At 27.8% G+C, this 14,073-nt stretch carries 16 protein-coding genes; 5 read left to right on the plus strand and 11 right to left on the minus strand.

Annotated elements, in window-relative coordinates; genetic code table 11:
• Positions 1-18: 18 nt before the first annotated feature.
• The 8 genes from trpB to dnaJ all read right to left on the minus strand — a co-directional run bounded on the left by trpB (position 19) and on the right by dnaJ (position 7,842).
• Positions 19-1,233 (minus strand): tryptophan synthase subunit beta, encoded by a 1,215-nt coding sequence (gene trpB / locus ACKU3H_RS11135; protein WP_320033933.1) that lies wholly within the window; start codon positions 1,231-1,233, stop codon positions 19-21.
• Positions 1,233-1,682, minus strand: a complete 450-nt coding sequence (locus tag ACKU3H_RS11140; RefSeq protein ID WP_320033934.1) for a hypothetical protein — start codon at positions 1,680-1,682, stop codon at positions 1,233-1,235. Before ACKU3H_RS11140 ends, trpB begins: the two co-directional genes overlap by 1 nt.
• A 61-nt stretch (positions 1,683-1,743) precedes the next feature.
• Positions 1,744-2,166 (minus strand): amino acid-binding protein, encoded by a 423-nt coding sequence (locus tag ACKU3H_RS11145; protein WP_320033935.1) that lies wholly within the window; start codon positions 2,164-2,166, stop codon positions 1,744-1,746.
• Position 2,167: 1 nt separating this feature from the next.
• Positions 2,168-3,463, minus strand: coding sequence for a phenylacetate--CoA ligase (locus tag ACKU3H_RS11150; RefSeq protein WP_320033936.1), 1,296 nt, complete (start codon positions 3,461-3,463; stop codon positions 2,168-2,170).
• Positions 3,463-3,999 carry a 2-oxoacid:acceptor oxidoreductase family protein gene (locus tag ACKU3H_RS11155; RefSeq protein ID WP_320033937.1) on the minus strand — a complete coding sequence of 179 codons (537 nt, stop codon included), beginning with the start codon at positions 3,997-3,999 and terminating at the stop codon, positions 3,463-3,465. Before ACKU3H_RS11155 ends, ACKU3H_RS11150 begins: the two co-directional genes overlap by 1 nt.
• On the minus strand, positions 3,996-5,816 hold the full coding sequence (locus ACKU3H_RS11160; protein WP_320033938.1) for a thiamine pyrophosphate-dependent enzyme: 1,821 nt from the start codon (positions 5,814-5,816) through the stop codon (positions 3,996-3,998). The genes ACKU3H_RS11155 and ACKU3H_RS11160 overlap by 4 nt, the downstream gene beginning before the upstream one ends.
• Positions 5,817-6,196: 380 nt before the next feature.
• Positions 6,197-6,589, minus strand: a complete 393-nt coding sequence (locus ACKU3H_RS11165; RefSeq protein ID WP_320033939.1) for a hotdog domain-containing protein — start codon at positions 6,587-6,589, stop codon at positions 6,197-6,199.
• A 125-nt stretch (positions 6,590-6,714) separates the two neighbouring features.
• The gene (gene dnaJ / locus ACKU3H_RS11170; RefSeq protein ID WP_320033940.1) at positions 6,715-7,842 is read right to left on the minus strand and encodes a molecular chaperone DnaJ; all 1,128 of its coding nucleotides are present in this window, start codon (positions 7,840-7,842) and stop codon (positions 6,715-6,717) included.
• Between the two features lie 71 nt (positions 7,843-7,913).
• Here dnaJ and recR point away from each other — a divergent pair, with 71 nt between their 5' ends.
• From recR to ACKU3H_RS11190, 4 genes are read left to right on the plus strand one after another with little or no spacing between them, the layout of a single operon-like run.
• The gene (recR, locus tag ACKU3H_RS11175) at positions 7,914-8,486 is read left to right on the plus strand and encodes a recombination mediator RecR (protein WP_320033941.1); all 573 of its coding nucleotides are present in this window, start codon (positions 7,914-7,916) and stop codon (positions 8,484-8,486) included.
• On the plus strand, positions 8,486-8,659 hold the full coding sequence (locus tag ACKU3H_RS11180; protein ID WP_320033942.1) for a uracil-DNA glycosylase: 174 nt from the start codon (positions 8,486-8,488) through the stop codon (positions 8,657-8,659). The genes recR and ACKU3H_RS11180 overlap by 1 nt, the downstream gene beginning before the upstream one ends.
• Positions 8,659-10,158: a PAS domain-containing sensor histidine kinase gene (locus ACKU3H_RS11185; RefSeq protein WP_320033943.1), complete on the plus strand. Its 1,500-nt coding sequence runs from the start codon at positions 8,659-8,661 to the stop codon at positions 10,156-10,158. Before ACKU3H_RS11180 ends, ACKU3H_RS11185 begins: the two co-directional genes overlap by 1 nt.
• A 57-nt stretch (positions 10,159-10,215) precedes the next feature.
• Positions 10,216-11,133, plus strand: a complete 918-nt coding sequence (locus ACKU3H_RS11190; RefSeq protein ID WP_320033944.1) for a dUTP diphosphatase — start codon at positions 10,216-10,218, stop codon at positions 11,131-11,133.
• Between the two features lie 25 nt (positions 11,134-11,158).
• Here the strand turns inward: ACKU3H_RS11190 and ACKU3H_RS11195 are convergent, their stop codons facing one another.
• Positions 11,159-12,322: a TsoY family (seleno)protein gene (locus tag ACKU3H_RS11195; protein WP_320033945.1), complete on the minus strand. Its 1,164-nt coding sequence runs from the start codon at positions 12,320-12,322 to the stop codon at positions 11,159-11,161.
• Between the two features lie 150 nt (positions 12,323-12,472).
• Between ACKU3H_RS11195 and ACKU3H_RS11200 the strand changes: the two genes are divergently transcribed.
• Positions 12,473-13,312: a GGDEF domain-containing protein gene (locus ACKU3H_RS11200; RefSeq protein ID WP_320033946.1), complete on the plus strand. Its 840-nt coding sequence runs from the start codon at positions 12,473-12,475 to the stop codon at positions 13,310-13,312.
• Between the two features lie 25 nt (positions 13,313-13,337).
• Here the strand turns inward: ACKU3H_RS11200 and ACKU3H_RS11205 are convergent, their stop codons facing one another.
• Positions 13,338-13,625, minus strand: coding sequence for a c-type cytochrome (locus tag ACKU3H_RS11205; RefSeq protein WP_320033947.1), 288 nt, complete (start codon positions 13,623-13,625; stop codon positions 13,338-13,340).
• A 156-nt stretch (positions 13,626-13,781) separates the two neighbouring features.
• The gene (locus ACKU3H_RS11210; RefSeq protein WP_320033948.1) at positions 13,782-14,057 is read right to left on the minus strand and encodes a c-type cytochrome; all 276 of its coding nucleotides are present in this window, start codon (positions 14,055-14,057) and stop codon (positions 13,782-13,784) included.
• Positions 14,058-14,073 lie beyond the last annotated feature (16 nt).

The raw sequence follows: 14,073 nt of genomic DNA on the forward strand, positions 1-14,073 counted from the left end.
AAACCCTTTGTAATATATTTAAAATTTAGCGTTTGGAATAGGGTGGTTCTCAACCACGAAATCAATATCTTTATCCCCTCTACCACTTAAACTAACTAAAATAGTTTTATCTTTTGGAAGAGTTTTTGCTAGTTTCATTGCAAATGCTACAGCATGAGCTGATTCTAAAGCCGGAATAATCCCTTCAAGTTGAGACAGTTTATAAAAAGCATCAACAGCTTCTTTATCATTAGATAATCCAACTTTTGTTCGGCCTATCTCTTTTAAATAAGCATGTTCTGGGCCAACTGAAGGATAATCAATTCCTGAACCAATAGAATAAACAGGTGCAGGTTCACCATTTTCATCTTTTAGCATAATAGAATTAAACCCATGCATTACACCCTCTTGTCCATAAGTTAGAGTTGCAGCATGCTCTCCTATTTTTTCTCCAATTCCCATAGGTTCTACACCATAAAGATTTACCTCTTTTTCATCAATAAAAGCAGAAAATATTCCCATTGCATTTGAACCGCCACCAACACAAGCAACTATATTATCAGGTAACTTATCTTCATGTTCTAAAAACTGCTCTTTTGATTCAAAACCAATAACACTTTGAAAATCTCTAACCATCATAGGAAAAGGGTGGGGACCTACAACAGAACCTATACAATAAATAGCAGTATCAGCTTGCGATACATAACTTTCAAAAGCTGAATCAACAGCTTCTTTTAAAGTTTTAAGACCATGTGTTGCAGGGATAACTTTTGCACCAAGAATCTTCATTCTAACTACATTTGGATGCTCTTTTTTTATATCAACTTCACCCATATGTATTTCACACTCTAAACCAAAATAAGCTGCTGCAGTTGCTAGTGCAACACCATGTTGTCCTGCTCCTGTTTCTGCAATCACTTTTTTAAATCCCATATGTTTTGCTAAAATAACTTCAGCCATACAATGGTTTAATTTATGTGCCCCAGAATGGTTTAAATCTTCTCTTTTCAAGTAGATTTTTGCTCCCCCACAAAATTTAGTTAAATTTTTTGCAAAAGAGATAGGAGTTGGTCTACCTTGATAATGCTTTCTTACATATTTTAACTCTTCAATAAATTGTGGGTCATTTTTTAATTTTTTGTATTCTTTATTTATTTTTGCAAAAGGTTCTTCTAAAACAGGAGGAATAAAAGAACCTCCAAATTTACCAAAATATCCATTTTCATCTGGATAATTATCTAAATAATTAGACATTAGGTTTTCTCCTTACCTAAAAATTCTTTGAAATAGACTGCTCTGTCTCTATCTCCAAATTTTCTTATTTTAAATATTTTTTTATATAGAAGGTATTTTTCTACAATGTTTAGCTCTTTTATTTTATTATAAATATTTAATACAAACTTGTGTCTAGTTGTAAGTATTTTATAATTGGCTTTTATAAAATAATCTTGAAACTCATTAACTTCTTCAATAGAGTTTAATTCAAAATCATTAATAATAAGAAAGTCAATCTCTTTTAATGTAAAATCTTTTTGTATAGTATTTGAAAAATACTTTAGTAATGCATTAATCTCATTATTTATTTTTGAGTTATAATCTGCATTTTGAAGATAAGAGTAAAGCTTTGGCTTACTTTTTCTCCAATTATATAGTGTATTTATTTGTACTTCAAAAAGTTCACTTATCTCTTTTGGAGTTAACATTAAATATCCTCTTAAAAATAGTCATAGATTATATTCTAATAGTTTTTAATAAGTCTTTACACTATATATTTTTTAAAAGCTTTACTTTAGATTTTGATAATACTTTTGTAGCTTTTTCAAAATCTTCAATAGATACTTTAAAAATAAAGGCTCCACTATTTGAAGAATTAATAGTATATGTATATTCTATATTAATATCATTTTCTGTTAATACTGTTAGAACCTCATTAAAAGAACCAATATGATCATCAATCAAAACAGCAAAAACTTCTGTTGTAGTTGATGAAAAGCCATTATCATCCATTATCCTTTTTGCACTTTCCAAATCATCTACTAATAATCTTAATATTCCAAATTCACTACCATCTACTAAATTTAATGCTTTGATAGATATTTTATTTGCAGATAAGATATTTGTTATGTCAGTTAATTCACCTCTTTTATTTTCTAAAAAAATTGATAATTGTTTTATTGCATTTTTCATACTATTTCCTTTTATCTACTATTCTTATTGCTTTACCAACACTTCTTTCAATACTTCTTGGCTCAACAAGTTTTACATCAGTTTTTATATAAAGATTGGTTAATAAATTGTGTTGAATATCTTTTTTGATTTTTTCCATTTCACCAATTGAATCAATCATTATCTCATCACTTATTTCAATTAGTATATCTAATTTATCTAAATGACCCTTTTTTTCTATAATTATTTGATAGTTTAATGTTAGTCCCTCAGTTTGTGAAATCACGTGTTCTACTTGTGAAGGATAAACATTTACCCCATTTATTATTATCATATCATCAACTCTACCAACCACACTTTCCATTCTAACAATTGTCCGTCCACATTTACAAGGTGTTCTTATTAAAGATGTTATATCTCCTGTTCTATATCTTATTATTGGTAAAGCTTGTTTTGTTAAAGAAGTAATTACTAATTCTCCCCTTTCTCCATCAGGAAGTTGTTCTCCTGTTTTTGGATTAATAATTTCTGGGTAAAAATGGTCTTCAAAAACATGTAAATGTTCTGAATCTTTACATGAGCAGCTAACTCCTGGTCCAATAATTTCAGATAAACCATAAACTTCATGATAATCTATACCCCAAACTTTAGAAACCTCTTCTTTTAATCCCTTTGATGTAGGTTCTGCTCCAAAAATTCCAGCTTTTAATTTAAAATCTTTTTTAAAACATGCACCAGATTTTGAAGCTATTTCAGCGATATGTAGGGCAAATGAAGGAGTAGAAGCTAGAATTGTAGCACCAAAATCTTTCATAAGCATCACTTGTCTATCTGTAAAACCGCCAGAACTAGGGATTATTGTAGCACCAATCTTTTCAGCACCATTGTGTAGTCCTAAACCTCCTGTAAAAAGTCCATAACCATAAGCATTATGGACAATATCATCTTGATTTGCACCTACCAAAGTAAAAACTCTAGCCATCACTTCATCCCAAACATCCATATCTTTTTTTGTATAGCCAACTACTGTAGGTTTTCCTGTTGTTCCTGATGAAGAATGAACTCTAACTATTTGACTCATAGGTACAGTAAATAATCCAAAAGGATAGTGATTACGTAGATCTTGTTTCTTTGTAAAAGGTAATTTATTTATATCATTTATTGTTTTAATATCAGAAGGGGTTATATTTAATTCATCGAATTTCTCCTTATAAAAAGGAGTTAAATTATATACTCTTTCAACTGTTTCAATTAATCTGCTAGATTGCAGTTTTTTTAATTCTTCTTTTGGGGCACATTCAATTTCATTCCAAATCATTATTTTCCCTTTGTATCAATTATTGCTTTTTCTAGCACTTCAATATTTTGTTCAGCTACTTTTGGGTTAAACTGAATTAAAGCCTCTTTTACATCATCTAAAGAAAATGGAAAATTTTCACATTTTGCTAATACTACACCTAACATATACACATTTAGTCCCTGAATAGGGAATTCATTATTTTTTGCTTTAGCAAAAGCATCTATTTGAAATACTTTTCCATTTAAATCATCTTTATAAAAATCATCTTCAGCATTTACAACTAAAGATGCTCCTTTTTTTAAAAAACTTATATTTCTTAAAGCTTCATTCTTTTCTAAGCCAATTAATAAATCTGCTTGTGCAGAATCTATTAAAGGATTAGTATAATCTCCTAATTTTATTGTGCAAGAAACGGCACCTCCCCTTTGAGACATTCCGTGGTTTTCTGTACCTAAACATGCTACATTTTTATTACCCGCACAAAGTGCTAATATTTTTACTAAAAAAACTGAGCCTTGACCACCAAATCCTGCTATTACTATTTGATATTTCATTTTTTTAAACTCCTTTTTTCATCTAAAACAAAAGCCTCTGTTGGACATACAATATTTAGACATGAACCACAGCCAATACATAAAAATGGATCTATTTCTACTTTTCCTTCATCGTTATAAGACATAGGTGGACACTTATAAACTGTTGTACACTGATTACAGGCAACACAATCTTCAGGATTAACTTTTGAAAACTCTTGGGGCAGGTGTAGATTTACAATCTCTTTATCTAATACACAAAATTCTCTAATTACAGCTACAATTGGTCCAGAGGCATTATCATATTTCTCTTTCATATTTTTAAAGAATTTAATTGTTTCATTTAAATCATTTGTATATTCATACTCATAGGTTTCAGCTCCACAACCTTGAGCAACTTTTACAATATCAACTTCCCCACTTTGTCTTTGTGGTGGTTTTTGTCTTCCTGTCATTGCAACAACCGAATTATCTAATACAACAAGTAAAAATTTGTGTTTTTGGTAAACAGCATTAATCAAAGGTGGTATACCCCCGTGAAAAAATGTACTGTCACCAATTGTTGCTACTGTGTATTTATCAGGATCAGAAATTGAAAACCCACTAGCCATTGACACAGAAGCACCCATACATAAGACAGTATCTATTGCACCTTGATTTATACCTAGAGTATAACATCCTATATCAGATGGGAAAATAGATTTTTTCTTTTTAAAAACCTTCATTATCGAATAATAAATATCTCTATGTGGACATCCTGGGCATAAATTTGGTGGACGAGATGGTATCTCTTCTTTATATGGAATTGTTGGATATAAATTTTCACCTTTATAGATTTCAAGCTTTTTTAATGCATCTTGTATATATACTTTTTGTAATTCATCTATAATATTCATTGTTGAATCTAATCTTCCATGAACATTTGGTGCCATAATTTGTTCTTCAATACATGCCATAGGTTCTTCAACAACTAATATGTGTTCATAGTTTTTAAATTGCTCTCTAATTTTATTTTCTGGAAGAGGATAAGGCATTTTAAATTTTATTATATCTGCGTCAATTGACAAATCTTCTAAGGCTTCTTTTGCAAATCCATAACCTGTACCTGAACTAAGTATTAATAATTTACCACCTTTACAAGCCTCAAATTCAGGTTTTATTAGTTTTTCCCAATTGTATTCTTTGATAGAATTAATTCTATCAATCATTTCATAACCTTGTCTTAATCTTCCTGTACGGGGAACTGCTGCCCATCTAGTGATTTCTCTATTAAAATTACCTTTTTGTGGAATAAAATTAATATTATCTTCAACTTCAACAATCTGTCTTGCATGACATACTCTCATTACTGGTCTAAGCATTGTAGGTGTCTGAAACTTTTCAGATATTTCTGCTGCTAAACTAACAAAATCATATGCATCTTGTGGTGTTGCAGGGTCTAGTACTGGAATTTTTGCAAATTTAGCAAAAACTCTACTATCTTGTTCTGTTTGAGATGAGTGAAATCCTGGATCATCTGCAACAATCAATACAAATGCACCTAAATTTCCTATATATGCAGCACTCATAAGTGCATCACTAGCCACATTTAAGCCAACTTGTTTCATTGTAGCTGCTGTTCTTTTTCCTGTCATAGCTCCTGCATATGCAACTTCAAAACCTACTTTTTCATTTGTTGCCCATTGAGCGTACAAATCTAAATTATATTTAGCTTTAAGCTTTTGAATATTAGTCAGAATTTCGCTTGAAGGTGTACCTGGATATCCTGAAACCATATCAATATTTGAATGAATCATACCTAATGCAATTGCGTCATTTCCCATTAATGTTTGTTTCATAATTTTCCTATTTATTAAAAATTTTAAATATTATACATATAATTATATTTATTAAGCTTTAATTAATTATTTTTTACAAATATTAATAAAAAATATAATTATTGGAAGAAAATACTAAATAATTAAATATAATCAATAAATATTTAACTTATTTAGATTATAAAATACAATAGTTGTATAAAAATATTAAGTTTTAAAGATTATTTAATTTTTATTTGTATATAAATTTATAAATTTGTTAAAATATATACTAATTTTTAATTTTAGTGTAGAAGTTAAATCTTTAACTATTTTAAATTTAATTCTAAAAAATCTAATAATTTAAATTTTGAGATTTTACTTAAGAAAGGAAAAGGTTGTAATTAACTAGAAAGAGAATGCTACTTCTCTTTAGTTTTTGGAAATATTTTATCTCTATCAGCCAAAATATGTTTAGTTGGTCTTTTATTGAAATCCAAAGCAACAACTACAATTTCATCAACAGAAACAATTATTTTATTTGTAGTTTTATTTTTTATTTCACATTTAACTGTAATTGATGTTTGGCCAGTACTTATAAGCTCTGTTCCAATTACTACTATATCACCTATGTTGGCAGGACTTTTAAAGTATACTTCACTCATTTTTACTGTTGCTAATCTTTGTGTGTCTAAAAGCTGTGCTGCAAAAATAATAACTTCTTCATCAATCCAAGAGATTGCTTGTCCACCAAAAAGTATTCCAGCAGCGTTTAAATGGGGATACATAACCATTCTTTGAGAATTGTATAACAAAACTAACCTTTTTTATTTTATTTATACAATAATGAATTTAATAAAATAATTAAAAATGGTAATAAAAGATAAAATTTAATCTGGAAAGAGTAAAGATTTCACTTATGTGAAAATCTTTACAAATATTATTTAAACCAACCTTTTACTTTATCAAACATATTTTCAAAGTTAGATTCATGAGGTTTACTTTCAAGTCCAAAACTCTCTTGTAGTTTTTCTAAAAGCTCTTTTTGTTCGTTGTTTAGTGTTTTAGGATAAGTTATTTTGATTTGTACAATTAAATCACCTTTTCCATAACCTTGAACAGATTTTACACCTTCACCTTCAAATTTAAATTGCTCTTTATCTTTTGTTCCTGCTGGAATTTTTAGTTGTAATTCTCCTCTTAAACCAGGAATCTTGATTTTTGCACCAAGGGCAACTTGTGTAAAGAAAATAGGAACTTCTAAATAGATATCGTCTCCATGTCTAATAAAGTGAGAATCCTCTTTTACTTTTATTTGTAAATAAAGGTCTCCTCTTTGACCATTTGGAGCAATATTTCCTCTATTTGAAACTCTGATTCTATTTCCATCGTTTACACCTTCAGGAATTGAAACTTCAAATTTATCCTCTTTTTCTTTATATCCAAGACCATTACATGTATTACATTTATCTGTTGCAGTTTGCCCAGAACCTTGACAATGAGGACATGTTTGAGCAAAAGTCATAAAACCTTGTCTCATATGAATTTGACCTTGACCTTGACAATGTGGACAAGTGCTTAATTTACCATCTTTTGCCCCAGTACCTTTACAATCTGGACAAGCATCTTTATATGTATATTTAATCTCTTTTTTTGTTCCAAAAACAGCTTCATTAAACTCTACACTAACTTCTACAGCAATATCTAAATTGTAATTATAAGTTTTTCTTTCTCTTCTGCTTGAACCACCGAAGCCTCCAAAGCCTCCGCCTCCAAACATCTCTTCAAAAATAGAACTTATGTCATCAAAACCACCAGAGAAACCACCACCTTGTCCATGACCTTCTAATCCAGCTTTACCATATCTGTCATAAATAGCTCTTTTTTCATCATCACTTAACACTTGGTAAGCTTCATTTACAGCTTTAAACTTCTCTTCTGCTTCTGTATCACCAGGGTTTTTATCAGGGTGATATTTCATAGCCATTTTTCTATAAGCTTTTTTGATAGTACCCTTATCACTATCTTTAGTAACTTCTAATAATTCATAATAGTCTAATTCAGTCAATTACTAACTCCTAAATCAATATTTTGGGCGATTTTATCTAAAATCCCATTAAGATTTGATATAATATCTTTATGAAAAAAGGTTTAGAAAAGTTTTATGATTTGGTTGATGCTTTTGAAAGCTTACCAACTATAGGTAAAAAATCAGCATTAAGACTTGCATATCATATAATTATGAATGACAATTATTGCGGAATAAAAATAGCTCACAGTATTGAAAATGCATTAAATAGCATAAAAAGATGTGTTAAATGTGGTTCTATGAGTGAACATGAGATTTGTGAAGTTTGTTTGGATGAAACAAGACAAAGAGACAAAGTTTGTATTGTACAAAGTGCAAAAGATATTTTTATAATAGAAGAATCAAAACAATTTGATGGATTATATTTTGTAATAGAAGAGTTAGACCATGATTCTTTGGATAGATTACTTAAGTTTATAGATGAAAATGAGACAAAGGATATACTTTTTGCAATAACTCCATCTCTATCAAACGATGCTTTTATATTATATATTGAAGATAAATTAAAAGATAAAAATATAACTTTTACAAAAATAGCACAAGGGGTTCCAACTGGTGTTAGTTTAGAAAATGTTGATATTTTATCTTTAGCTAAAGCTATACAAAGTAAAGTGGATATCTAATGGAAAAAAGAATAGTTTGTCAAAAATGTAAACACTATTTTGTAACTTGGCAACCAAGTAAACCCCATGGTTGTAATGCATATGGCTTTAAATCTCAAACCATTCCCTCAGTAGTTGTAAAAAGAAGTAGTGGAATTGATTGTTCATTTTTTGAATTAAAGAATAATAGTTAATGAGAATCGTTCATTTAACAACTTACTATGATTCTTTAAATAATAAAAATGTAAAAATTAAACTATTAAAAACTTGGTTAACAAAAGAAAAAGTTTTTAAAATTTTAAAAGCTCATAATGTAGATTTTGAGCCTTTTATAAAAAATTATGCTCTTAATATAATTAATCATTTTTTAATTGCTGTAAAAGATTCAAATTTAGATAACTTAAATGAAGTAGATGATTTTGTTAATTATTTAAAAGAGCATGATATATCACTTGTTGATTTATATTGTGTTTGTAATGGTTTAAGAGATAGCTTCATTGAATATTTTAATGATAATAATATGATGAAACTAGAGATAATAAAAGAGTTAAATGATATATCTGAATATAGTTTTTCTAAAATATTAACTAAATACACCCATACAAGTGAAAAAATTGTTAAAAAGCTAAATAAAAATGATGATATTATAGATAAATTTATAATAATGACTAAATATGATCTAGATGGAAATATAATAGATGTATCTCAAGCATTTTGCGATATTTCAGGTTATACAAAAGATGAAATACTTGGTAAATCTTTCAGAGAGGTCAAACATCCTGATTTAGATGAAAAAATACTTCAAGATATTGAAAAATCAATGATAGATGGAAAAACTTGGCATGGTGAAATAAAAAATATAGACAAATATGGAAAAACATATTGGGTAGAAGCTACTATTACACCAGTATTTGATAATAATGGAAATGTTTTATATATAGATTCAATTAGACAAGATATAACTATAAAAAAAGAGTTAGAGGAGCAGCAATCAATATTAATTGAACAATCCAAATCTGCAGCGATTGGAGAGATGATCTCTATGATAGCTCACCAATGGAGACAACCTTTACAAGCTGTTTCAATCTTAATTCAAAAATTACCTTTAACAAAAATGCAAGATGGAGTTATATCTGATGAACTTCTTTCACAAGTAGTTGAAGATGTTGGTTCACAGTTAGAATATATGAGCAAAACTATTGATGATTTTAGAGATTACTTTCTACCTGATAAACCTAAAGAGAAAATATCTATTAGAGATTTAATTGAAAAAACTATGGACTTTTTAGGTTTTATGTTAAAAAATGATGGAATAAAAATAGAAACTAAAATAAAAGATAATATATATTTAGAAATATATGTAAATGAAATTATACAAGTGTTTATTAGTATTATAAAAAATGCTCGAGATATTTTGGTTGAAAAATCGATAAAAAATAGTCAAATTATAATTGAGGCTCATAAAGATAATTCATATTTAAATATATCTATAGAAGACAATGCAGGTGGAATACAAAAAGAGATTATTAACAAAATTTTTGAACCATATTTTTCTACAAAAGATAATAAAAATGGTACAGGATTGGGCTTATACATGTGTAAAACTATAATTGAAAAACAAAGTTTAGGTTCTTTAAGTGTTGAGAACAGTGATTTAGGAGCAAAATTTATAATAAAACTGCCAATATCATAAATAAAGTGATTTTACAGTAAAATATTAACCTTATTTACTTAATTTAGGAGTAGAAATTTGTTATATAAAGAATTAAAAGATAGTATAAAAGCTTTAGGATTCCCATCAATAGAGGATTTTGTACATTATATTGGAGTTACACCATCAGATATATTAGAATGGGAAGAAAAAGATGATGTCCCTTATACAGTTTCATTAATTATTCATTTGTTAAAAGGGGATAAAAATCTACCAAATAATAAAACTTTAGATAATTTAGTAGAGGAGTGTTTACCTTTAGCTGAACTTTTAGAAGAGGCTTCATCATTTCCTCATAAATTAGAAGAGATGTTTCTACTACAAAAAGAGTTAAACGATTCGACAAACGGTAAAAACTGGGAATTAGGTGTTAATAAATTTGGTAAAGAGATTAATTGGCTAAGATGTATCCATATGGAAGTTGCAGAATTAATTGACTCTACACCATGGAAGCACTGGAAAAATATCAATGCAGAACCAGATATGAACAATATTCATGTGGAATTAGTAGATATCTGGCATTTCTTAATGTCATATATTTTACAAGAAACAAATGTACCTAAAGCTGTATCTTTAGTAAATACTCATTGTATTTATGAAGCTTTAGAAGAGATTGATGTTAAATCAATGGTTAAAGAAGCAGAGAAGTTATCTTATATCTCTTTAGCTATAGAAACAGGTAATATGCCTACATTTAGTGGAGTTGAGAGATTTATTGATCAATTCTTTAGATGTTGTAAAATCTCTGGATTATCATTTAACTGGCTTCAAAAACTATATATTGGTAAAAACTGTTTAAATAAATTTAGACAAGACCATGGATATAAAGAGGGAACTTATACTAAAATCTGGAATGGTGACGAAGACAACGTTGTTATGGTTTCAATTTTAGAAAAAATGGAAGATGTAAGTTTTAAAGATTTATACGAAAAATTAGAGAGTAATTACCCAGGATAAATAGAACCATAAAGGTTCTATTTATTTAAAATTTGAATTTAGATTTTAATACAAAAAACACTTTTGCTGTTTTAAATTGAATAAACATAAATGGTAACATAAGTATTAAAAAGGCAATTGAATACTTATCTACAACTCCATTAAATGCCAATCCAAAGTTTAGAAAAAACATTCCAAAAACAAAAAAAGCAACACCTGGACAAATTAAAGCAAAAGATATTGATGATTTAACTTCATCAGAATATATATATTTATCAAAATAACCATTCGATTTCATTACCTTATAACCTAACACTCCAAATATAATCTCTAAAGAAAGAATAGATGTTGTTAAAGTAAATAAAGATGATCTATCAATTGGAGAATTGAAATTATGATCTAAACCAAAAGATACTCTAATCATCATAATTCCTAAAAGTGTTAAAATTGGTAAAAGGATCCAAAGTGAAGGTGAAGCTTCTAAAGAGATTCCTTGTTCAAACATATTTTTAAATCCCATTGTAATCTTAATAATTACAAGTAAAATTGCATAAGAAGCAAAGAATAGGGCACCAAATATACCAATTGCATTAACTGTTAAATTATGACTCATTGCTCCAGGAGCAGCAAAACCAACAGCTATCATAGATAAAGAAAATATTGATATCATTTGTGATAAATTATTGTTTTTTGTAAAATCAAACTCTCCTGTAGTTAATAATCTTGAAAAGTAATTAAAAGATATTTTAAGGGCATAGAAACCTGTAATTATAAATCCTAAAAGTGCAAAAGGAAACATATATTCAACAATAGACCAAAGATTAGGTACAAATACAGCGCCTAAAACAAAACAAACATTAATAGTCATCGCAAATGTTAGAGGAATAGTCATAAGTGTAATTTCTGCATTTGAATTTAATAAATTTTGATAAGAATCTGTTTTTTTATACATATTAAACTGCTTTACATTCCAAATAAGTATTTTAAAATGAAAAAAAGCAAAAACTATAATAAAAACTAAAGCAAAGACTATAACAAAAGATAACCATGTTCCTTTTATAAGCTCAGGAAATATATGGTTGTATGTTGCCATAGGTGCATCTTTATGTGGAACTAAAAACATAAGATACATAAAAAATGAGACAGAAAGTCCACCAGCACCCAATGATGCTAAAAAACACATAGGGTTAAATTTTTCTCTTAATTGCATAATTGTCCTTTAATTTTGAAGAAATTTCGTTGAATAATACATAAATAAATATTAAAAATAGATAAGTAATATTATAAATAATTCTTATAATTAAAAATAAAAATTTTTGATATTTATATTGATTATAGTAATTTATTGATATTATTTCATATGTACAAGATTTCAGTAAACAAAGAACTTTTCAAAGATATTTTATATAAAAAAGCAACTATATTAGAAAAAGAAACATCACTATACTGGAAAAAAGAGTTATTACAACCTATTATTCAAGAAGATAGAATTAAATATACTATAAAACAGCTAGATAAGGTAACTATTACAAATGGTTTAGGTGAAGATAAGCCACAACTTATTATTGAGTGTAAAAAAATAGATTACTCTTTTAAAAATGATATATTTGAATTTCATTTTGGAAAAATTTTAGAACAAAAAAACACTGATATTCAAGAAGATTATAAAGATAATTTAATAGAGCAATTGATGAGAGAAAAAGCTTTATTAGAAGATAAAATGCATAGAGACCATTTAACTGATGTTTATAATAGAAGGAAAATGGAAGCAGATTTAAATATATATATTAATCAAAATAATAGTAGGGATCTTTGTGCTGTATTTGTTGATGCAGATAGATTTAAAGGGATAAATGATAACTTTGGTCATGACACTGGAGATAAGGTTTTATCTTTACTTGGTGAAAAACTAAAAAAACATGCGATAAATCTAAATGGACAAGTATATAGGTATGGTGGAGAAGAGTTTATTATTTTATGTTTTACAAATAAAGATAATTTAATTCATAAATTAAACGATTTAAGAGAAGATATTAAATCACAAAGAATTTATCATCTCAAAAAAGATATATCAATAACTGTTAGTATGGGTATTTCATTTTATAAAGATTGTAAATCAAAAGATGAAATGATTAAAAAAGCAGATAATAATGTTTATAAAGCAAAAGCTAATGGTAGAGATAGAATAGAGTTTGACTAATTAAGAGTAGGAGAACCCACTCTTATTATTTAACAATAAAATCAGCAATAGCTTGAATATCAGCGTCAGATAATCCTGCTGCTTGAGGTTTCATAATTGCTTTCATTGGTCCACCGTATGAACCATCTTTGTAACCTTTCATTGCTGCAACAAAATCAGCTTTTGTCATATCTTTTATAATTTTAGATTTACCTAAAGCTACTTTTTCACCATTTGCACCATGACATTGTACACATTTTGTATATAGTTCAGTTGCACCTGCAAATGAGATAGAACATGATACAATCGCCGCTGCCATTACTAATTTTTTCATAGATTTCCTTTTTTTCTTTTTTTATTGAAATTATTTTAATATAACTTAACTAATATTTTTATTTAATTTACAATTAATAGTTAAAAAAAATGAAAAATTTAAATAATTAAAGAAATCTTTTCAATTAGTAACATTTAATACATAAATAATAAATTATTACTTACCTATTTGATTCGCTATAGCTTTTATATCTTCATCACTTAAATTATTAACCTGACCTTTCATCATACCTTTTAAAGCTCCTCCATAAGTACCATTTTTATATCCATGTAATGATTCGATTATTTCTGCTTTTGTCATATCTTTAATAACTTTTGATTTGCCTAATGCAACTTTCTCTCCATTTGCCCCATGACATGCTACACATTTAGCATAAGGATTAGCAAAAGCAACAGAAGCTAAGATTGTTGTTAGAAAAATTACTCTTTTCATTTTATCCCTTTATTTT

The organism is Halarcobacter sp. (assembly GCF_963675975.1).
Taxonomy (GTDB): domain Bacteria; phylum Campylobacterota; class Campylobacteria; order Campylobacterales; family Arcobacteraceae; genus Halarcobacter.